Raw genomic sequence first — 19,845 nt, forward strand, 5'->3', positions numbered from 1 at the left:
GTACAACAACACCTCCGTTAAGGGGCGCGTACTGGGAAGCACTATCCCAACTTCACAACCAACCCCACCTGCATGGAAACGATTAAAGCCAAAGGCTACGGCGCGAAGGGCTCCTTCTTCAATGGCCTCTCGGAAATGGACATTGAGCGCAAAGCGCCCGCCGAGGATGAAGTTCAGATTGACGTGTTGTATTGTGGCGTCTGCCACTCCGATTTGCACCAGGTAAAAAACGACTGGGGCAACACCCTCTACCCCTGCGTGCCGGGCCACGAGGTGGTGGGCCGCGTAGTGCGGGCCGGCGCGGCCGTGAGCAAGTTTAAGGTAGGCGACCTGGTGGGCGTGGGCTGCATGATTGACTCCTGCGGCAGCTGCGAGCCTTGCCAGCACCACGAGGAAAACTACTGCGAAGGCCCCGTGAGCTTCACGGCCACCTACAACGGCTACATGAAAGCCGACGGCAGCGGCTTCAACACCTACGGCGGCTACTCTACCACCATTGTAGTAAAGGAAGGCTTCGTGCTGCGCATCCCCGAAAACCTGGATGTGAAAGCCGTGGCACCCATTCTGTGCGCGGGCATTACCACCTATTCGCCCCTTAAGCATTGGGGGGTGAAAGAAGGTAGCAAAGTGGGTATTGCCGGCCTGGGCGGGCTGGGCCACATGGCCGTGAAGCTGGCTAAAGCCCTGGGTGCCGAGGTAACCGTGCTAACCACCAACAAAGACAAGCAGGCCGAAGCCGTGCAGCTAGGGGCCAGCCATGTAGTGCTCACCACCGACGCCAAGCAGCTGGAAGCCCACGCCCTCAGCCTTGATTTCATCCTGGTCACCATCCCCGATGCCTTCGAGCTGAACGACTACGTGCCCCTGCTGCGCCGCGACGGGGCACTGGTGACGGTGGGCCTGCTGGGCGAGTACAAAAAGGCGCTCAATAACATGGAGGTGGCCCTGCACCGCCGCTCCATTGCCGGCTCCCTCATCGGGGGCATCCAAGAAACCCAGGAGGTGCTGGATTTCTGCGCCGAGCACAACATTCTGCCCGAGGTAGAAATGATTCGGATGCAGGATATCAATAAGGCCTTCGACAAGCTGAAAGACGAGCAGGTACGCTTCCGCTACGTCATCGACATGGCTTCGCTGAAGGAAGAGTAGCCCGAGCAGGGCTCAACCAAAAAGCCCCCGCTGCAACACGCACCGGGGGCTTTTTGGTAGTCGGGCAGTTATGGGGGGTGGCTTCCGCTACTTGTTCACCGTTTTCTTCAGGAACTTGCGCGGGGGCACAATGAACAGCTCCACCGAAGCGTAGGGGGCTCCGGCCAGCTTGGAGTCGATGATTTTTGTACGGTCGTTGTTGGTGCGGTCAAAGGCATCGAAGGCGTAGTTGTAGCGGTAGCCGCCTTCCAGCCCGAACCAGAGAAAATCATAGATTTCCCGCTCCCAACGGCCCCGGAACTTCACTTCGGTTTCGCGCAACTCCAGGGTGCGCAGGGCAATGTTATCGGCGCGGCGCAGGGGCTGCCGTAGCTTGATGATGTAGTTGAAGCCATCCACGGAGTAGCCGGCAAAGAACAACGACTTAGGTGAGGCGTTGTAGCGGGCCGTTACGCGGGCCGGGAAGATGGCCTCAATGCCCCACCGGTCGTTGAAGGTGCGGTTATAGAGCACGGCCGGATAGATGCTTTGCCGCCCGAAGGTGTAGCCCAGCTGCAGACCCACGCCCCAGGAAAAGGTGGGGCTGCGCTTCCAGCCGTACAGGAACTCGGAGGATACCCGTAGGTAATCGGCCACGTTCACGCCCTGGGAGGTGTAGTCGCCGCTCAGCTCTCCTTTCAGGCGGAAGATGTACCAGTTCACGGCATTCACCGGCCGAATAATGGCCAGCTGCGCCCCCAGGGTTTTGAGGCCTTTGTCCTCAATGTTATCGTACAGCTCGTAGCCGGTGGGATACTGCCGGAATTTGAACTCCTCCCGCTCGTAGTTGATGCCGAGCAGCATTTTCAGGTGGGGCCGGTTCCAGAACGGGATGTAGCCTTTAATCACCAGCCGGGCGTTCTTCTCGGCCTGCGACTTATAATCCTGCAACCCTACGGCTTGCCCATCGGAGGCCACGTTGAAGCGGGGCATGCGCTCATAGTGGAAAATCAGCCCCTTGCTGGGCCCCATGCCAATAACGGAAGGCGTGGCAAACTCCTGGTCGCGGCCTACCTGGTCGGCGGTGGTGGTATCGGAGGCGGGCGGGGCGGGCGGCGGGTACACGGGCGGCGTGGAGGGCGTTACCTGCGCCTGCGCCGCCCCGGCCGCCAATACGCACACGGCAGCAGCAAGCGGACGAACAACACGCCCAATCAGCGTCGAAAATGGGGGCATACGGAAGGATGAGAGGAGAGCGGAAAAACGACGAAAAGACGTCAGGCTAGCCTTAACGTCTTTTCGCGAAAAAGGATAAGCGGAGGAAAGGTGAAGTAGTGAAATAGTGAAATGGTGAGTTTGATGTTCTGTTTGCACCATTTGCGCAGATTGAACATCAAACTCACCATTTCACAATTTCACTACTTCAACTTTAAAAGAGGAAGTCGAAGCCAACAAAGACCAGATTTTCCTCGCCTACGGAGTAGGTGGCATTCACTACGGCCTGTTTGAGAATATCTACCCACACGCCTCCACCAACGGCGGTGTGGAATGCTTTCAGGCCGGTTTGGGTGTCGCGGGAAGTGTACACGCGGGCGGCATCGGCCAGGCCCAGGATACCGAACTTGCCGGGCACCACATAAGCATTGAAGCTGAAGAGCTGAATGCGCACCTCCGCGTTGCCGTACACCGACGAGCGGCCGGCGTAGCGGGTGCGGCGGTAGCCGCGCAGGTTGGTGGTACCGCCCAGCGTGTTAGCCTGGTAGAAGCGGTAGTCGCCGAGGTTGCGGTTAGCCCCAATGCGGCCGGCCCAGGTGAGCTGGAAGGGGAAGTTAGGCGAGAGATAGGCCCGAAATTCGGTAGCCAGGCGCGCGTAATCCAGCTTTTCGCCGTTCAGCTGGTGGTTGTACTCCACCGAGTTGTACCAACGCAGGCCAATCCGGGGGTTCTTGGGCGAGCTGGCCGCATCCAGGTTCAAATAGGCTTTACCACCCACGTAGCGGTTCAACCCAAAGTCAGAAGCCCGGATACCCGCGGCGGCGGTACCTTCTTTGCCGTTACCAGCCGCGTCCAGGTTGTCGCCCCCAATTTCACTGCCAATCTGCGCCCGGTCAATCCGAAATTGGTCGTACTGCGGCCCGATACCGAACTTCAGGAAGCTGAATACATCCTTTTCCAGCATAGGAGCCACGTACAGCCGCGAAAAGCGGACACGGTAGGTGTCGTTGATATCCCGGTTGCGGGCCCGCTCATCCCCATCAGCCAGTATGTTTCTGGTGTCGTTGCCCAGGCCGAAGAAGTTGTAGAGCAGCTGGGGGCCATAGAGCTGGGCCGTGAGGCGCAGGTCCGTTTTACCGAACACATCCACGAAGTGGCCCAGGTAGCGCACGTTGTAGGCACTCTGGGAAGGCGAATAGTTGGCCGCCAGGCTTTGCTCGGTGGCGTACGGAGCCTTGCGGAAGCCGTAGGTGCGGTACACCGCGCCCCCTCCCAGAAACAGGCGGTCATCAATGTTGTAGCCGAAGTAGGCCGTGGGCCCGAAGTAATTGAGCGTATAGTCCTTGCGGTCGGTGCGGTTGTGCACGTCGTAGCGGCTCACGTCAATGCCAGGCTCCAGGCGCAGGCGGGTGTCTTTGCCGGGCACTATCACGTTGCCCGAGTCAGCATCATATATGTGCAGGCGGTGGCGGAACCCGGCCACGTTGGAATTGTCCACGATGGAGTCCCGGTCGAGGCCGCCGATGATGCGCACCAGCGGGCCGCTTTTCACGTCGCCTTTCACCTCGTACAGGTCCCGGTCGGCGAAGCCGTAGAGGCGTAGCTCCTTGGTTACCTTGTTATCGAAGGTGCGGTCAAAGAGCATTTTGGTCAGCTCGCCTTCCTTATTGATTTTCTGCACCGTTACGTGCGTCTTACCATCGGGCAGGCGCTCCACCACAAACTTCTCGCGCTTCTTGGAGCCTTTCACCTCCGTCACCTTGCTGAGCACCTCGTAGTAGTCGGCGGCAACCTCGGGCAGCAGCTCGCGGCGGCTTTTCAGCTTGGCAATAATTTCGGGGCCGTGGAGGTCATAAATCTGCTGGGGCCACCGTTCCTTGAAGGCCTTCTCAATTACCTCATCAGTGAGGCCGGCCTTCATTTCCTCGGCCTGTTTCACCCACTGCTCCTTGGTCACGGAGGCCAGGTACACCCGGTCGTTGCTGAGGGCGGTCAGGTTCAGGCCCTTCCAGTCGGCGTAATCTTTGCCGAAGTTCTGGAAGTTGCGGATGGCCCACTTGCGCGAGGCCAGGTAGGGAAATAGCCCGTCGCCCTTGAAGAAGGCAATGTCCCGGTCCTCGGGTACGGCCGTGAATTTCCGGTCTCCATCCTTGTCCTTTTTCTCGGCCCAGCGCCACTGGTCCTCGTGCCGGTCCCAGTCGCCAATCCACATATCGAAGAGGCGGGAACGGGCAAAGGCTTTTTCGTTGACGCGGTTGTCATTGTCGTCGGTAATGCGCTCAAACACCTTGTCGGTGCCCACCAGGTTTTTGGCGTTGCCCAGGCTTTCCACGTTGCTCTGGTCGTCCTTGGCATCTTCCTCAATGGCGCCCGGCGTATTGCCAAACCGCTCCAGGTACTGGCCCAGCAGGGGGTCTTGGGGAATGTAGCGCAGCTCGGGGTTGGTGTGCAGAATACCGGCCGCATCGGCTAGGGGCGGAATTACGATGGAGTTGAACGGATGCTGGGCCGAAATCTGGTCCTGCAGAATATCGGCCGCCGCACCGGTGCGCAGGGCTTCGGGCAGTACTGCCGAGGGGTCTTTGTTGAGGCTGCGGATGGTGAAGTTGCGGCCTTCCTCATTGCGCACCTTCAGGGAAGCCGTTTGCTTGCCACCCCCAATTTTATAGGGCGTGAGGCCGCCTTTCTCGGTGGCCAGGTCCAGCACCGGAAACTTCACCGGCGTGGCCCACTCCTTGCGGTAGTGCTCCCCGAACAGAAATTTATGAAACTTGCCACGGTCGTCGTAGCCCGGGTTCACGGCCACGGTTACGGTAGAGTCGCGGAAATTAGGGCGGGGGCCCACAATTTTGGTGGGGCCTTCCGCCACTACTTCCTGCTGGGCATACATGGGCGTGCGGAACACCAGGCGGCCGGTCTGGCCGGTACCTTCCGGAATATAGAACTCCGTCCACACTTCCCCATTGTCGTAGTAATTCACGCGGGCAAAACCCTTCTCCTTATCCGAGAACAGCGCATCACCACCCGAGCCGGGCTTCACGTGCTGGGTTTTGCAGCCCGAGCCGCTGACGATGTGGTTGAGGTTGCCTTCCTTGAAATACTGTAGGTTGTGCTCGTGCCCGGCGGCGTACACTACATTCGGGTACTTCTGGAAAATATCCATCAGCCCCTTCTTGTACGCCTGGTACAGCGGGTGAGCAATATCCTGGCTTACTCCGCCGTACTTGCGGGCAAAGGGGTAAATGGAGCCGATAACGGGCAACGGTACAAAGGCATACTTGTACACGATGCTGAGCGGGAAGAAATGGTCGCCCAAGGTGAAGTAGCCGCCGTGAATACCATCGGAAAACAGCGGGTGGTGGGCTACCACCATAATGTTCTTGCCCGCGTTGCGCTGAATAATGTCCTCTACTTGCGTGAAGAAGTCGGTTTCGTTGGCTACGCCGCAGCCGCTGTTGGCCCCATAAGGCCGCTCCCCGGAAGTTTGCAGAAACCACTGAGAGTTGATGGCAATGAGCACCAGGTTATCCTGCAGCCGGACTTCAACCGGCCCGGGGCAGGCGTCGCGGGGCAGGAAAAAGTCGCCGGTGTAGGGGAAGGCGGCCGAGTCGCTCTGCAGATAGTTCTCCACAAAGAACTGCTGGCGGTTCACTTGGTCCACGGCTCCGCGCTGGCCCTGCTTCCAGTCGTGGTTGCCCGGAATCATGTACTTCTCGCCCTGGTAGTCGCGCAGCACTTTTAGCTGGTCCACAATGCGGCGCTCCGATTCCTTGCGGTCGTAGGCCTTCTGCTCGGGCATCCCGTACTCGTAGATGTTGTCACCGAGGTAGATGGTGGTGCTTTTGCTGCCAGCGGCCAGAATCTGCTTGCGCAGGTAGTTCAGGGAAGGCTCACCGCCCTCCGCCTCGGGGGCAGGCTTGCCCACGTCGCCAATCAGAAATACCGTGTAGCGGATGCGGGTGCTGTCCGGAGGCGTTTTCGATTCCCAGTTCAGGCCAGCATTACGGTAGTTGGGGCGGGTTGGGTGGGCGGTTTGGGTTTTCTGCTGCGCCAGGGCCGCAGGCGCGGCCGCTCCGTACAGAGCCAGCAGCAGGCAACAGGACAGGAAATGTCTGCTCATATAAGAAGAGAGGGAAGTAGCGCGAAGGCAATGCCGCCGGCCGGTGCCAGCGCGGGGAGCGTGATAGTCAGAAATACGGCAAACCGCTCGGTTGCGGTTGTTTCCAGCAGCCATACCTGGCCGTGCGGTGCGGTACGCAAATTACTGGGCTACGGTTGGGTCAACCAAAAATTGGCACCAGACACTCATTTACCGCGCCGCCCCAGGTTAGGTACGGCACCTAGAACGGGCATTGGGCGTTATACCTTATACTTACTCCGCCCATCTTTTTCACCTCAACAACCCGGCGCGCCGAAACGCGTTGTAAGCCGCACAGCCTGTTGTTGCTTTTCCCGTTGTTTTTTCGCCCCAATGGAGCCCATTCTTACTCAAAAGCCGGCCAAGGCCGAAATCATACAAAACGCCAAAGCCTACGTGCAGGCTTTGCTGGAGGAAAAACTGCCCGCTCAACTGGTGTACCACTCGCCCAAGCACACGGCCACGGTGGTAAAAGAAGCCCGCGCACTGGGTGAAGCCGCCAAACTCAGTGAGGCCGACCTGGAAGCCCTGGTACTGGCAGCCTGGTTTCATGATGTGGGCTACCTGGATACCTACGATGGGCACGAGTTCCGGAGCGCGGAGCTGGCCGGCGAGTGGCTAAACCAGCAGGGCTACCCCGCCGAGCGCACCGCCCTGGTGCAGCAGCTGATCAAGGGTACGCACCGCGACTCGGCCCGGGAAACGGAGCTGGAGCAGCTGCTGGTGGATGCCGACATGAGCAACATGGGCCGCGACGACTTTTTTTCCAACGGGGAGCTGCTGCGAGCTGAGTGGGAAGCCACCCAGGGCAAAGCCTATTCCAACTCCGACTGGGCCGAAAACCAGCTGGCCTTCCTGCTGGGCGGCAAGTACTACACCAAGGTGGCCCGGGAACGGTATGAGGAGCAGCTCAAGGAAAACATCAAGGAGCAGCGCAAGCAGCTAAAGAAAGCCGAAAAGAAGAAAAAGAAAAAGGACGAAGAAGCCAATGGTACCTTCGCCGAGCCCAAGCGCGGCATCGAAACCATGTTCCGGACGATGTACAGCAACCACATGAAGCTCTCGGACATGGCCGACAAGAAGGCCAACATGATGATTTCATTGAACGCGGTGCTCATGTCGCTCATCATTACCTACTTCGGGGCAAAGCTGGGCAGCAAAACGGCCGCCCTGAGTAACGTGGGCATCATCCGGAACCCGGTTATTTCGGTGCCGATGGGTATTTTACTGGCTACGGCCCTGGGCTCGGTTATTACCGCCATTCTCTGCGCCCAGCCCGATGTTACCAGCTTTAAATGGCTGAAGAAAAGCCCGGAAATTGCCACTAACCGCCGCGTAAACCTGCTGTTCTTTGGCAACTTCAGCAAGCTCAGCCTCGATAACTTCCAGCAGGGCATGACGGAAATCATGGGCCAGAAGGATGCCTTGTACACCAACATGGTAACGGACATTTACTACCTCGGCGACGTGCTGACCAAAAAGTACCGCCTACTGCGCCTGAGCTACACTATTTTCATGGTGGGCCTTATTCTAACGGCGCTGTCCTTCGGTATTGCCCTGTTGTATAAGGCGTAAAGCATTTAAGTCAAAGAGAGAAAGTAAAAAGTCAAAGCTCTGACGTCTTCCAATGAAGGTGGCGTCAGAGCTTTAACTTTTTACTTTCTCTCTTTGACCTTCATCACCTCTTCCCCAGCAGCCGGGCCAGTTGCTGCACCGAGCCCCCCAGGAAGCGGTGCAGGCGGCGCAACTGCCCGAAGCGAATAAGACGGTTGGGGCTGGCTACGTGGCCGTAGCGCAGCTCCAGCGTGAGCAGGCAGCTATCCAGGTCCACGGCTTCGAGGCAGTAGAACAGCAAAGCGTTGGGAAAGAGGCGGAAGTGGGAAATCTTTTCCACGTAAGTAATGCGCCCATCTTCATCCTCCAGGCACTGCACCGTCTGAAAATCAATCTGCCCGCTGAATACGTCGGCTTTGTAGCTGGTACCCAGGCGGCCGGCCTTGCTCACGTCGTAGTGCACGGCGGTGGCGCCCTGCATCCAGCGGGGGCGCAGCCGAAAGTTGCTGATGACGCGCAGCGCGTACGGAGCCGGCACGGGCAGTACGCGCCGTACTTTGAGGGCGCAGCCGGGTCGGGCCTCCTGCTCGGCGGCACTGGAGGCGGCCAGCAGCAACCGTAGCGGCGAAAGGTGGGCGTAGTGGTAGGGCGTTTCGCCGATGTGCTCGTAGTAGGTGGCCCCGGGCAGCAGGCGCGTCCAGGAGAAGGCCCGGGCCAGCTCGGGGACCGGCTGGGTGCTGGTGTAGCCCTCCGAGAGCAGAATGTACTCGGCCCCGGCCACGTTATTTTTGAGCAGGCGGTGCACCACAATCACGTCGCGGCCCATGAGTTTGGTGTGTTCCCGGATGCGGGCCACGCTCACGCGGCCGTAGTGCACCACTATTTTGAGCGTAAGGGCCAGCTCGTGCAAAGAGGCCGCCAGGGCCGAGCCGGTGTCGCGCTCCACCAGGCGTAGGTAGTTCTGGAAATCAAGGTAAATCCGGCGGCACTGGCGCACCAGCTCCTCGGCCGTGGGCGGCGGCCCCAGGCGGTAAAACAGCACCGCATCACCCTGGATTTCGTTTACCTCCAAATCCAGAATATTGGCTTCGATGAGAATTTCCAGCAGATCGGCCACCAGAAACGGAGCCTGCGGGTTGCCTGATTCCTCAATGAAGCGTGTGAAGCCACTGATATCGGGAATGAGGAGCAGGGCTGGTTGCTGCCCATCGGCGGCAGAACCCGAAGCTGAACCGGCCGCTCGGCGCTGGTTCCGCAATTCATCCAAAACACCCATATACCCGAAAAGCGAAATCAATGATGGCCGCACGAAGATACCCGGCCGCCGGCCGGCTTCCTATACGCCGGGCCGGGGCCGGCCGGTTTGGGCAGCCGCTGCTTTCAGCGTAGCTTTGCGGCCAGAATAGCCGGCTGCGTAGTTCAACGGATAGAATGAGGGTTTCCTAAACTTTAGATGTGGGTTCGATTCCCGCCGCGGCCACAAAAAGCCCGTTTCAGTAACAGAAACGGGCTTTATTTATGCCGATACAAAATTTCCTGCGCAGGCGGAGCGCCAGGGGCTGGCTGTGGCGGCCGCGGCAGATAGGCGCTTATAAAGACGGTGCTTTGCGCGCTGAATACCTACTCAATGAGTCCCTGCGTCATGGCGTAGCGGATGAGGGCCGCCGTGTTTTTAGCCTGAGTTTTCTCGATGATGTTCTGGCGGTGGGTTTCAATGGTGCGCTTGCTGGTGAACAGCTGATCGGCGATTTCCTGGTTAGTGAAGCCCTCGGCAATCAGCCGCAGTACCTCCAGCTCCCGCCCCGACAGCTCCACGGCAGCATCCGGACGCTTGCTGACGGGCAAAGCACCGAGGGTGGTTTCGGAGGGGCGCTGCACCACCCGGCGCAGCAGGTTCAGGCCAATTTCAGTGCACAGAAACTCCCGTCCGGCAGCTACCGTGCGAATGGCGTAAGTTATTTCGGTGATGTCGGCGTTTTTCAGCACGTACCCCAGGGCCCCGGCCTCCATCATCCGGTGCACATAGTTTTCGTGGTCGAGCATGGAAAGCACCAGGACTCGCACTTCCGGAAACTGCTCCCGTAGCGCGGGCATGGCCGCGAAGCCATCCAACACGGGCATGTTTACGTCCATTAGCACGACATCAGTGGGCGTATGGGCCAGCAGCTCCAGCATGGCCTGGCCGTTGGTGGCCTCCCCCACTACCTCCATATCGGCCTCCCGGGCCAGCAATGCCCGAATTCCATCACGCAGAATGGCATGGTCATCAGTCAGCAAGATTTTAATCATAGGGCTACGACGCAAGCAGCTACTGCCTGGCAACAATAGTACGTAACAGCGCAGCTTCAGGCCAATGGGTTTCCCGCAAAAGCACGCTAAATAATTACGTAAATCCCCCGGATAACTACTTATTTATAAATCAGTAGTTCACGCAGTTACCCTACGCAGACTGGTACGTATACTAGCTTGGCATCCTGGTTCTGCTGCCCCTGCAACTCCCCCTTGCGTAGGCATTTCCGCTCGTTCTTTATCCGTCTAATTCCCATGGAAGTCTATCGTGAAATCCTGCCCAACAGCTACCTGCTGATTTTGACCAACGGACAGGCTCCCGCCGCTGAGGCCCAGCTTTCTTATGCTTTGCGCCTGGCTAGCCGGAGCGGTAAGCCCAGCATTTGGGTTGATTGTAGCCAACTGCCGGCCCTCTCGTTCGGGGCGCTACGGGTACTGGCCCGCTACTACCGGCGGCTGCGGCGCCGACAGGTGCAGCTCGTGCTTTGTCACCTCGGTGATGCCGCCCATCAGCTGGTGGCCAAGTTGCCCACAGCCCTGTGCCCGCCGGTGGTACCCTCCTTGCTGGATGCGGAACGTTACTGTCAGCACACTCACCCGCTGGCGCAACGGCCAATAGCTATGGCCTCATAGCAGGCCCGCCAGCCCATTAATGGCAAGGGCTACCACGGCCGTGTTGAATCCGAAGGAAAGCAGCCCGTGCACCAGCGCCAACCGCCGGATAACCCGGTCGGATATGCTCACGTCGGCGGTTTGGGCCGTCATCCCAATCACGAAGGAGAAATACGCAAAATCCAGGTAATCGGGCTCGGGTTCGTTGCCAGGAAACTCCAGCCCACCCTCTGGCCGGCCATTCTCAGTGGTATAATACAAGTGGGCGTAGCGCAGCGTAAACAAGGTGTGCACCAGCAGCCACGCCAGCAACACCCCCGCGCCCCCCACGGCCACATGCGCCGCCAGCAGGGGTGCGGACCTGGTGTGCATGGAGGAGAGCAGCAATACCACCGCCAGCAGACTAGCCACCGCTGCCGTGAGCACAAACCCAAATGACAGTACCCGGCCGGGGTCTTCGCGGGTGGCAATGCGACGGATATGGCCCGCCTGAGCCGTAAGAATTATAGCCCAGGCAATGAGGAGCGTGGTACCAGCAAACCCACTCCAGGCCGTAAGTAGCCCCAGCATAGGTGGCCAGGTAGCCGGTACCACCCCGTACAACAGCCCCGCCGGCAGCAACCCCGCAGAAAGGCGTAACCACGCGGGCAGTAGCGCCAACCGCTGGAAAAATGGAAGCTGACGAGTATACACGGAAATGCAGTGAGGCCGACAGATTGAAATATTCTGCGTAAGCTACGGCATCTCAACCGTTGCTTACATGAATTCAGCTCCGCTTTCCGGCCTGTACGCGCCTTCCCTCAGCCTCCTCACCGACCTCTACCAGGTTACCATGGCCTACGGCTACTGGCAGCAGGGCTTGCAGGATAGGGAGGCCGTGTTTCACCTGTACTTCCGCCGGGCCCCGTTTCAGGGCGGCTATGCCGTAGCGGCCGGTTTGGCCTACGCCGTCGATTATTTGCAGAACCTGCGCTTCTCAGAGGATGATTTGGCTTACCTGGGGAGCCTGAAAAGCAGCAAGGGCGCGGCCATGTTTCCGCCGGAGTTTGTCCAGTATTTGCGGGAAATGGAATTTACCTGCGACGTGGACGCCGTGGCTGAGGGCACCGTGGTATTCGGCAACGAGCCGCTCATTCGGGTGCAGGGGCCGCTGCTGCAAGCCCAGTTGGTGGAAACGGCCCTACTCACCCTTGTCAACTTCCAGACCCTGATTGCCACCAAAGCCGCCCGTATCCGCGAGGCCGCCGGCACCGACACGGTGCTGGAATTTGGCCTGCGCCGCGCACAGGGACCCGATGGGGGCCTGGGGGCCAGCCGCGCCGCCTACTTGGGCGGGGCCGATGCCACCAGCAACGTACTGGCCGGGCAGCGTTTCAATATTCCGGTGAAAGGCACCCACGCCCACAGCTGGGTAATGGCCTTCGAGGACGAGGAAACAGCCTTTTCGGCCTATGCCAAGGCGTTTCCGGATGATTCGGTATTTCTGGTAGACACCTACGACACGCTGGAAGGCGTGCGCCACGCTATTAAGGTGGCCCGTGAAATGCGCGCCAACGGCCACGAGCTGGGCGGCATCCGCCTGGACTCGGGTGACCTGGCCTACCTGAGCCGCGAGGCCCGGGCGTTGCTCAACGAGGCTGGTTTTGAAAACGTGCGCATCGTGGCCAGCAACGACCTGGAGGAAAACCTCATCACCAGCCTCAAGCAGCAGGGTGCCAAAATCGACACCTGGGGCATCGGCACGCAGCTCGTCACGGCCTATGACCAGCCGGCCCTTGGTGGCGTATACAAGCTGGCGGCCTTGCGCAAACCCGACGACTCCGGCTGGGACTTCACCATCAAGCTCAGTGAGCAACTGGCCAAAACCAGCATCCCCGGCATCTTGCAGGTGCGCCGCTACGAAACCGACAAGGGCCAGCCCCGGGCTGATATGCTCTACAACGTGGCCGAGGCCCTGCCGGAACAACTGACCCTTATCGACCCGCTGGACGCCACCCGCCGCCGCGCCGTGCGCCCCGATGCCCCGTATCGGGAGCTGCTGGAGCCCATTTTCCGTAGGGGCGAGTTGGTGCATCAGCTGCCTACGCTGCAGGAAAGCCGGGCCCGCGCCCACCGCGAAGTACTCAGCCTCGACCCCAGCATCCGCCGCTTCCTCAATCCCCACACCTACCCCGTGGGCCTGGAAGAGTCGCTCAACACCTTCCGCACCCAGTTGATTCTGGAAAAGCGCCCGGTGCGCCCGGCGTAAGTTTGGGCACCAAAATGACGCCCCGGCAGCAGCCGGGGCGTCATTTTGTTATATGTCACTCAACCAGTCGGTAGAGTTTAGCTCATTTCGTAACTGCTTTATCTTTTCCTCCAGACCGCGCTTTTGCTGCAAATACCGCTTTACTTCCAATACACCGGTACTGCGTTGTTCCAGTAAAATTCCCAACTGACGGCGCAGCTTCCGTACATCTGTTGCCTTCTGCCGCAAAGCGAAATTAGCTTCTTTGAGCCTGCGAACTTCTTCTGGTTCGGTGAATGTCGTATCCGGCGTTATATCGAAGCTTGAAGCTCCACGCTCTTCCGGAGTAATCTGCTGGCCAATTTGCAGCGTTGGATGGCGACGAATAACTTGTCGAAAGCTTTCGGCTGTTATTAGTATATCCCCTTGATGAGTTTCAATATGCCATACGGTGGCACCGGTTGCAGAAGTCTGTCGGCTAATATGTTCTATTTCAATTTCTTGATTCGGCCGAAAATTAATAGTCCAAGCAACGTGGACTGCCTCATGAAATACAAGTGTTGCTGGCGCTACCCAGAAAGAGAAATAATCATCTTCGTCTGCCTGCATCCACTGAAAAATATAGTCGATATCGAAGCTGATGTGTTCCCCAAACCGAACTGCGTATATTCTGGCATCATGCCAGCCCATCTGCTCGAAGTCAGCTTCGGTCCAAACTAATTTTTCCAGTTGATAAGACGCCGACATGTTATGCTACCCCAAATTTCTTCCACAAATTCGGCAGCATCTTCGGCAGTTGATTTTCGGTCCAGTCTTCGCCTTTGGTTTCGGAGCCGAAGTCATAGCTTAGGCCACGGGCCAGGGCCACTGATCTGGGAAAAGAATCGTCCTCTTCAGTTTTGCCGGTGCGTTTCTCGAAGGCGGCAGTAGCCACGTACAGCAACTCTTCGAAATCCTGGTATGGGGCATCCAGCACCGCCGCCAGTGTATCGGGCTTGTTAATAGCCGCTTTAAACACGGCTTCGCCCTGTCCTACCAGCCAGCACCGGAAGTACAGGTAGGGGTCATCAGACACGTAGCCGTCGATGATTTTCTGGGCCGCTATGATGTTGAAATGGTCAGCCTCCATCAGGTGCTGCCGCAGGATGCATTCAAACCCAATAATCTGCGCCGGCTCCAGCTGCGCCAACTGATTGATCAGCGTTTCTTCCTGTACCTGTTGGTTGCCTTGCGCGGCTGCTTTTGCAGTGTCAATAATCTGCCAGAATGCGGTGTTATCCATAGTGCGTAAGGAAGGAGCTTGAGCCTCGAAATACGGCAAAACTTCGCACTCTCGGGGCCAAAGCCTATACTTCGTGGCACCCAGGCCGTAGCTACTTTTGTTACTGATTCGTTATTATAACATAATCACCTGCTACCAGCCAATCAATTGACGGTAGCTTCATCTGTCACTCCACATGCCCACTCTGAAATTCAAAACCAGCATCAACTGCGCCAACTGCGTGCGTGCTGTCACGCCCTTCCTCGACGCCGAAGCCAGCGTGGATAAGTGGAGCGTAGACACCAATGACCCCGACAAAATCCTGATGGTGGAAGGTGCAAACCCAATTCCCGAGCTGATTATGAAATCCGTGTCGCAAGCCGGGTTTGATATTGAGCCGGTAGCCGCCTAAGCACAAAGTGGTCCTACGAATGCCGCGCAGCGGTTCGTAGGACCACTCTCGCTGTTACGAATGCACCAAGGCAAGGAGTAGCGCAGGGAAAGTGCATTAGCAGCCTTTTTCGTAAACTGGGCTAGGCACTGTCCGTTACCGACGCACCAGCGGAATCGTTCAACGAAAGTGGTCCTACGAACCGCTGCGCGGCATTCGTAGGACCACAGGTTACGCGTAGCGCAGCTCGCCGGCTCCTACGCGCAGCGTCACGCCGGGCTCTGGGGTGATGCGGCCGGCTATCTGGGCCTGGTATCCGTGGCTGCGCAGAGTGTCAGCCACGGCTTCGGCCTGGGCTTCGTCGGTTACGAGGAGCATGCCGTTGCCCATATTCCAGTAGAGGTAGGCTTCCTGGGGCGTGATGCCGGCCAGTTCGGCCAGTTGCTCCATGGCGGGCAGGGGCTCAAAGAGGTTGTCCAGCTCCGCACCTACGCCGTTTTTGAGTACCCGCTTGAAGTTATCGGCAATGCCGCCGCCGGTGATGTGCGCCGCCGCGTGCAGGGGCAGACCGGCATCCAGCACCGCTGCCACGCCGGGCGAGAAGATGAGGGAAGGTGCCAGCATCACTTCGCCCCAGGTGGTGGCGTTTTCGGTTGTCAGTTGCTGGTTGTTGGTTGTTGGTTGCGCGGCGCCGCTTTGCTCATACGGCGCTTCGTGCCACTTTTCCCCAAAAGCTTTGGTGAGGGCGCGGCGGGCCAAAGAGTAGCCGTTGGAGCGAAAGGAAGGTGAGCGAAGTGCCACCACCGCTTGTCCGGCGCGCACGTTGGCCCCGCTCAGCGGGCGTTCTAGGCTGGGGTGCAGCACGCCCACAGCCGTGGAGCACCAGTTGAAATTCATCTTGGCGCCGGGGTAGCCACCGATACGGTTGCCCAGCTCGGCAATTTCGCCGCCTGTTACGGCAATCTGGCTGAATTGGGCCGCGTCGTGTAGGCCGCGCATCAACTCGTCCACCACCTCATAGTTGAGGGTGTTCACATCGATGATGTTCGACAGGTTGGTGGGTACGAAGCCGGCCACAATCAGGTCGTCGGCCACCATGGCAATCAAATCGTGGCCTAGCGTATCGTAGCGGTCCAGGCGCTCGGCCACCTCAATCTTCGTCCCGATACCATCGGAGCCGATGCCCAGCCGCTCCGCACCGAAGCGGATTTCATTGGAGAAGCCGCCGGCCAAATCTTGCGCCGGCTCACCAGGCTTACCCTTGCGGGTCAAGAAGGTTTTCTGGGCCCAGTAGTAGGCGTTCTTGGAGGCGGCGTTGCCTTCCTCGATGGAGTAGCCGGCGGTGGCTTTGAAGTTGGTATCCGTGGACATGCAGGAAGCTAGATTAAAGCTAGAAGCTAGTTCCCCTCCTCAGATGAGGAGGGGCTAGGGGTGGTTGGTGATGGTAGAACAATGCTAAAGATGGAAGCTAGCGGCTGTGCAACGATTGTCAACCACCCCTAGCCCCTCTTTTCCAAGGAGGGGAACTAGTTTCTAGCTTCTAGGCTCTAACTTCTAAGCTCTCTATTAATGCTCGGTGGGCGCGGGAGCTTTGGCGCTGACGGACGTGGGCTGGCCTTTCTTGTCCTTATCGGAGCGGTGGCTTTGGCGTTCCTCCTGAATGTGGCGCAGGTACTTGGTCACGTCGCCAGTGGGGTACTGGCCGGTGAAGCAGGCGAAGCACGAGCCGCCGTGGCCCCGCTCCTCCGAAAACAGCGCCTGCAAGTCCTCAATCGACTGATAAATGACCTTGTCGGCCTCAATATAGCGGCAGATTTCCTCCTCCGTGTAATTGGCGGCAATCAACTCAGTGCTCATGGCCATATCAATGCCGTAGATGCAGGGCGAAATGATGGGCGGGGCGCTGCTGATGAAGTATACCTCAGCGGCTCCGGCCTCGCGCAAAATGCGCACGATGCGCCGCGAGGTGGTGCCGCGCACGATGCTGTCGTCCACCACGGCCACCTTTTTGCCGGCTACAAACTCCCGGATAGGGTTGAGCTTTTTCTTCACGATGTCCTCGCGCCCGGCTTGGCTGCTCACAATAAAGGAGCGGCCCATGTGGTTGTTCTTGACCAGCGCCCGACGGTAGGGCACCCCAATGGCCTCCGCCAAACCCGAAGCCGAGAAGTAACCCGACGACGGCACGTCAATCACCATATCCGGCTGAATGCCTGATTCGATAACCTTCTTGGCCAGCATCTTGCCCAGCCGTACCCGCTCCCGGGCCACTAGGCGTCCGTGGATGGTGGAGTCTTCGCGGGCGAAGTAGATGTGTTCGAACACGCAGAAGTTCTTGGGCTTTTCCTGCTGATTTTTGTGGTGCACTTTGAAGTCCTTATCAATGAACACCGCCTGGCCCGGACCCACATTTTCCACGAACTCAAAGCCCAGGTAATCAAAGCAGGTGCTTTCGGAGGCGAAGGCGTACACGGGGCCGCGCTCCGTTTCGCGGCGGCCCAGCACCAACGGCCGGATGCCCAGCGGGTCGTTGAAGGCCAGCAGCCCGTGCCCGGCAATGATGGTGACGGTGGCGTAGGCACCTTTTACCAGCTCCTGGGTGGTTTCTACGGCATCAAAAATATCCACCACCGACAGCGCATCCAGGTTTTTCAGGCGCAGCTCCGAGGCGAAGGTGTACATGATGAGCTCCAGGTCGTTGCTGGTTTTGGGCAGTACGTGGTACTTCTCGTGCAGGCGCTTGGCGGCCGAGCGGAAGTTGATGACGTTGCCGTTGTGCACCATGGCCAGCCCGAAGGGGTAGCTGGTAGTGAACGGCTGTGCCAACTCAGCATCGTTGGAGCCCTGGGTGGTATAGCGCGCGTGCCCGATGCCGATGTTGCCCTTCAGCTTCTTGAGCTGTTTGGGGCGGAACACGTCGGAAATCAGGCCGTTGCCTTTGCACAGGTGGAAGTTGTCGTCGAAGGTGGCTATGCCGGCCGCATCCTGGCCCCGGTGCTGCAGCGCCGTCAAGCCAAATACGATGTCGTGGGCAACGTCATCGGGACCGTAAAAACCTACTATTCCGCACATTTCAGTTATCAGTTGCCAGTTGCCCGTTGTCAGGCCGCTGCGGTGGGGTGGTGGGTGGTATTAGTGCAAGCCGTGTTCAGCGGGCTGTGCTTGTTTGATTAAGTGGGCCAGCGTTTCGGCGTACACGCGGTGCTCCACGGCCAGGCCGCGGCGCTCCACTTCGGCCAGGGTGTCGGCTCCGTGCAGGTCCACGGCGTGCTGAGCCAGAATAGGGCCGGTGTCCAGGCCTTCGTCAACCAGATGCACGGTGATTTTGGTTTCTGGCAGGTGGTTTTCAAACGCCCATTCGTAGGCGTGCAGACCTTGGTGCTGGTGCGTATCGGCGGGGTGGATGTTGAGGATGCGCCCCGCAAATGCCCGGATGAACGTGGGCGACAGAATGCGCATGTAGCCCGCCAGCACCACGTAATCGGGCTGATACTGATTGAGCACTTCCACCACGTCGGCGTCAAATTCGGCCCGCTTGCGGCCCTGGCTGCTCAGACTGACGGTAGGGCAGCCTAGGGCGGCGGCAGTTTCCAAGCCAGGTGCATCGAGTACGTTGCTGAACACGACGGCCACTTCGGCCAACTCTCGCAGCACACCGTGCTGCACAGCGTTTACCAGGGCCACCATGTTGGAGCCCCGGCCCGACAGCAAAATGGCCAGGCGCGCTTTTTGGGTGCTATGGTTACCAGTTTCCTGCAAGAGTCGGTTCCGGCCGCTGGCCGATGTCAGTGCGGATGTAGACATCCTTGAAGTTAACTTTTTCTGCTTCGCGGTACACGTGGTTCACCGCATCCTCCAGCTCCTCGCCGTGGCCCACCAGTACCAGCACCCGGCCGCCGTTGGTGATTAGCTCGCCGGTTTCGGTGCGCTTGGTGGCGCCGTGGAAGACCAGGATACTGGGATGCAGCTGGTCGAGGCCGGTGATGGCAAAACCAGTGGGGAAGTTGGCGGCGGGGTAGCCGCCCGAAGCCAATACTACTCCCACGTAGTAGCCGCGGCGCTGGCGTACCACAGTTTGCTGCAGCGTACCGCTAAGAGTGGCTTCAATGAGTTCCAGCAGGCTGCTTTCCAGGGCGGGTAGCAGCACTTCGGCCTCCGGGTCGCCGAGGCGGGTGTTGTACTCCAGCAGCTTGGGGCCTTGCAGCGTGAGCATGATGCCAAAGTAGAGGAAGCCGTTGAAATCAAACTGCTCGTTTTGCAGGCCGCGCAACGTGGGGTCCACAATGTCGGTGCGGATGGCAGCCAGCACGTTATCGTCGCAGAACGGGACGGGGCAGTAGGCACCCATGCCACCGGTGTTGGGGCCCTGGTCGCCGGCCAGCAGCTGCTTGTGGTCCTGGGAAGGCGTCAGCAGACGGATGCGGTTGCCGTCGGTGATGCCGATAATGCTGATTTCGGGGCCGGTCAGCTTTTCTTCGAGTAGGAAGCTAAACCAGCCGGTGTGCAGGCGGGCCAAATCGTCCAGCGCGGCGTGGGCTTCCTCCACTGAGGAGCACACGTATACGCCTTTGCCAGCGGCCAGCCCATCGAATTTCACCACCACGTCGCCGTTCAGTTCGGCGGCTTTGGCGCGGGCGGCGTCCATCTTGTCGCTCCGGAACTGCCAGGACAGGGCCGTAGCCACGCCGTGGCGACGCATGAAGTCTTTGCTCCACACCTTGGAGCTTTCCAGCGTAGCGCCCGCCCGGCCCGGACCAAATACGCGGATATCGGAACCCGCAAAGTAATCCGTCACGCCAGCCGCCAAAGGTGCCTCAGGTCCCACCACAATCAGCTTCACCCCGTTGACTTCACAGAAGCTCTGAATGGCCGGAAAGTCGGTGGCACTGATTTCGGGGTGGCTGTTCGGAATGCCGGCGTTGCCGGGCAGCACGTGCACGGTGGCCCCGTCGCGGGTCAGCTTCCACGCCATGGCGTGTTCACGGGCCCCGCCGCCGAGGAGTACTATGGTTTTAGGAGTTGCCAAGGTC

The 19,845-nt window shown here is 59.1% G+C and carries 16 protein-coding genes and 1 tRNA gene; 6 read left to right on the forward strand and 11 right to left on the reverse strand.

Annotated elements, in window-relative coordinates:
- The first annotated feature begins 72 nt into the window (after positions 1–72).
- Positions 73–1,149 (forward strand): NAD(P)-dependent alcohol dehydrogenase, encoded by a 1,077-nt coding sequence (locus ABIB60_RS04670; RefSeq protein ID WP_354578046.1) that lies wholly within the window; start codon positions 73–75, stop codon positions 1,147–1,149.
- Positions 1,150–1,236: 87 nt separating this feature from the next.
- Here ABIB60_RS04670 and ABIB60_RS04675 read toward each other — a convergent pair whose 3' ends face one another.
- Entirely contained in the window at positions 1,237–2,364 is a 1,128-nt protein-coding gene (locus tag ABIB60_RS04675; RefSeq protein WP_354578048.1) for a DUF6268 family outer membrane beta-barrel protein, read from the reverse strand.
- 193 nt (positions 2,365–2,557) lie between these two features.
- Complete coding sequence (locus ABIB60_RS04680; protein WP_354578050.1) at positions 2,558–6,463, reverse strand: metallophosphoesterase; 3,906 nt, start codon at positions 6,461–6,463, stop codon at positions 2,558–2,560.
- A gap of 351 nt (positions 6,464–6,814) precedes the next feature.
- Here ABIB60_RS04680 and ABIB60_RS04685 point away from each other — a divergent pair, with 351 nt between their 5' ends.
- Positions 6,815–8,056, forward strand: coding sequence for a Pycsar system effector family protein (locus ABIB60_RS04685; RefSeq protein WP_354578052.1), 1,242 nt, complete (start codon positions 6,815–6,817; stop codon positions 8,054–8,056).
- A 103-nt stretch (positions 8,057–8,159) separates the two neighbouring features.
- Here the strand turns inward: ABIB60_RS04685 and ABIB60_RS04690 are convergent, their stop codons facing one another.
- The gene (locus ABIB60_RS04690) at positions 8,160–9,311 is read right to left on the reverse strand and encodes a DUF2652 domain-containing protein (protein ID WP_354578053.1); all 1,152 of its coding nucleotides are present in this window, start codon (positions 9,309–9,311) and stop codon (positions 8,160–8,162) included.
- 132 nt (positions 9,312–9,443) lie between these two features.
- On the opposite strand from ABIB60_RS04690, the gene ABIB60_RS04695 reads away from it, so the two are divergent.
- A tRNA-Arg gene (locus ABIB60_RS04695) sits at positions 9,444–9,515 on the forward strand.
- Positions 9,516–9,655: 140 nt separating this feature from the next.
- Here the strand turns inward: ABIB60_RS04695 and ABIB60_RS04700 are convergent.
- A complete protein-coding gene (locus ABIB60_RS04700) occupies positions 9,656–10,324 on the reverse strand; it encodes a response regulator (RefSeq protein ID WP_354578055.1) in 669 nt (222 codons plus the stop codon).
- A 255-nt stretch (positions 10,325–10,579) separates the two neighbouring features.
- Between ABIB60_RS04700 and ABIB60_RS04705 the strand changes: the two genes are divergently transcribed.
- Positions 10,580–10,957, forward strand: coding sequence for an STAS domain-containing protein (locus ABIB60_RS04705; RefSeq protein WP_315997155.1), 378 nt, complete (start codon positions 10,580–10,582; stop codon positions 10,955–10,957).
- Here the strand turns inward: ABIB60_RS04705 and ABIB60_RS04710 are convergent.
- On the reverse strand, positions 10,952–11,506 hold the full coding sequence (locus ABIB60_RS04710) for a DUF1345 domain-containing protein (RefSeq protein ID WP_354578057.1): 555 nt from the start codon (positions 11,504–11,506) through the stop codon (positions 10,952–10,954). The two genes, ABIB60_RS04705 and ABIB60_RS04710, sit on opposite strands and share 6 nt — an antisense overlap.
- A 190-nt stretch (positions 11,507–11,696) precedes the next feature.
- On the opposite strand from ABIB60_RS04710, the gene ABIB60_RS04715 reads away from it, so the two are divergent.
- Positions 11,697–13,184: a nicotinate phosphoribosyltransferase gene (locus ABIB60_RS04715; protein WP_354578058.1), complete on the forward strand. Its 1,488-nt coding sequence runs from the start codon at positions 11,697–11,699 to the stop codon at positions 13,182–13,184.
- A gap of 48 nt (positions 13,185–13,232) precedes the next feature.
- Here ABIB60_RS04715 and ABIB60_RS04720 read toward each other — a convergent pair whose 3' ends face one another.
- Both ABIB60_RS04720 and ABIB60_RS04725 read right to left on the reverse strand, forming a co-directional pair.
- Positions 13,233–13,910, reverse strand: a complete 678-nt coding sequence (locus ABIB60_RS04720; RefSeq protein WP_354578059.1) for a hypothetical protein — start codon at positions 13,908–13,910, stop codon at positions 13,233–13,235.
- Position 13,911: 1 nt separating this feature from the next.
- A complete protein-coding gene (locus tag ABIB60_RS04725) occupies positions 13,912–14,445 on the reverse strand; it encodes a DUF4240 domain-containing protein (RefSeq protein ID WP_354578060.1) in 534 nt (177 codons plus the stop codon).
- Positions 14,446–14,620: 175 nt separating this feature from the next.
- Here ABIB60_RS04725 and ABIB60_RS04730 point away from each other — a divergent pair, with 175 nt between their 5' ends.
- Positions 14,621–14,836, forward strand: coding sequence for a heavy-metal-associated domain-containing protein (locus ABIB60_RS04730; protein ID WP_354578062.1), 216 nt, complete (start codon positions 14,621–14,623; stop codon positions 14,834–14,836).
- Positions 14,837–15,046: 210 nt separating this feature from the next.
- Here ABIB60_RS04730 and ABIB60_RS04735 read toward each other — a convergent pair whose 3' ends face one another.
- From ABIB60_RS04735 to purD, 4 genes are all read right to left on the reverse strand, one after another.
- On the reverse strand, positions 15,047–16,186 hold the full coding sequence (locus ABIB60_RS04735) for an AIR synthase-related protein (RefSeq protein WP_354578064.1): 1,140 nt from the start codon (positions 16,184–16,186) through the stop codon (positions 15,047–15,049).
- Between the two features lie 195 nt (positions 16,187–16,381).
- Entirely contained in the window at positions 16,382–17,887 is a 1,506-nt protein-coding gene (gene purF, locus ABIB60_RS04740) for an amidophosphoribosyltransferase (protein WP_354578065.1), read from the reverse strand.
- Positions 17,888–17,947: 60 nt separating this feature from the next.
- Positions 17,948–18,619, reverse strand: coding sequence for a phosphoribosylglycinamide formyltransferase (gene purN, locus ABIB60_RS04745; protein WP_354578067.1), 672 nt, complete (start codon positions 18,617–18,619; stop codon positions 17,948–17,950).
- The gene (gene purD / locus ABIB60_RS04750) at positions 18,558–19,841 is read right to left on the reverse strand and encodes a phosphoribosylamine--glycine ligase (protein WP_354578068.1); all 1,284 of its coding nucleotides are present in this window, start codon (positions 19,839–19,841) and stop codon (positions 18,558–18,560) included. Before purD ends, purN begins: the two co-directional genes overlap by 62 nt.
- Positions 19,842–19,845 lie beyond the last annotated feature (4 nt).

The organism is Hymenobacter sp. UYP22 (genome assembly GCF_040547285.1).
GTDB lineage: Bacteria > Bacteroidota > Bacteroidia > Cytophagales > Hymenobacteraceae > Hymenobacter.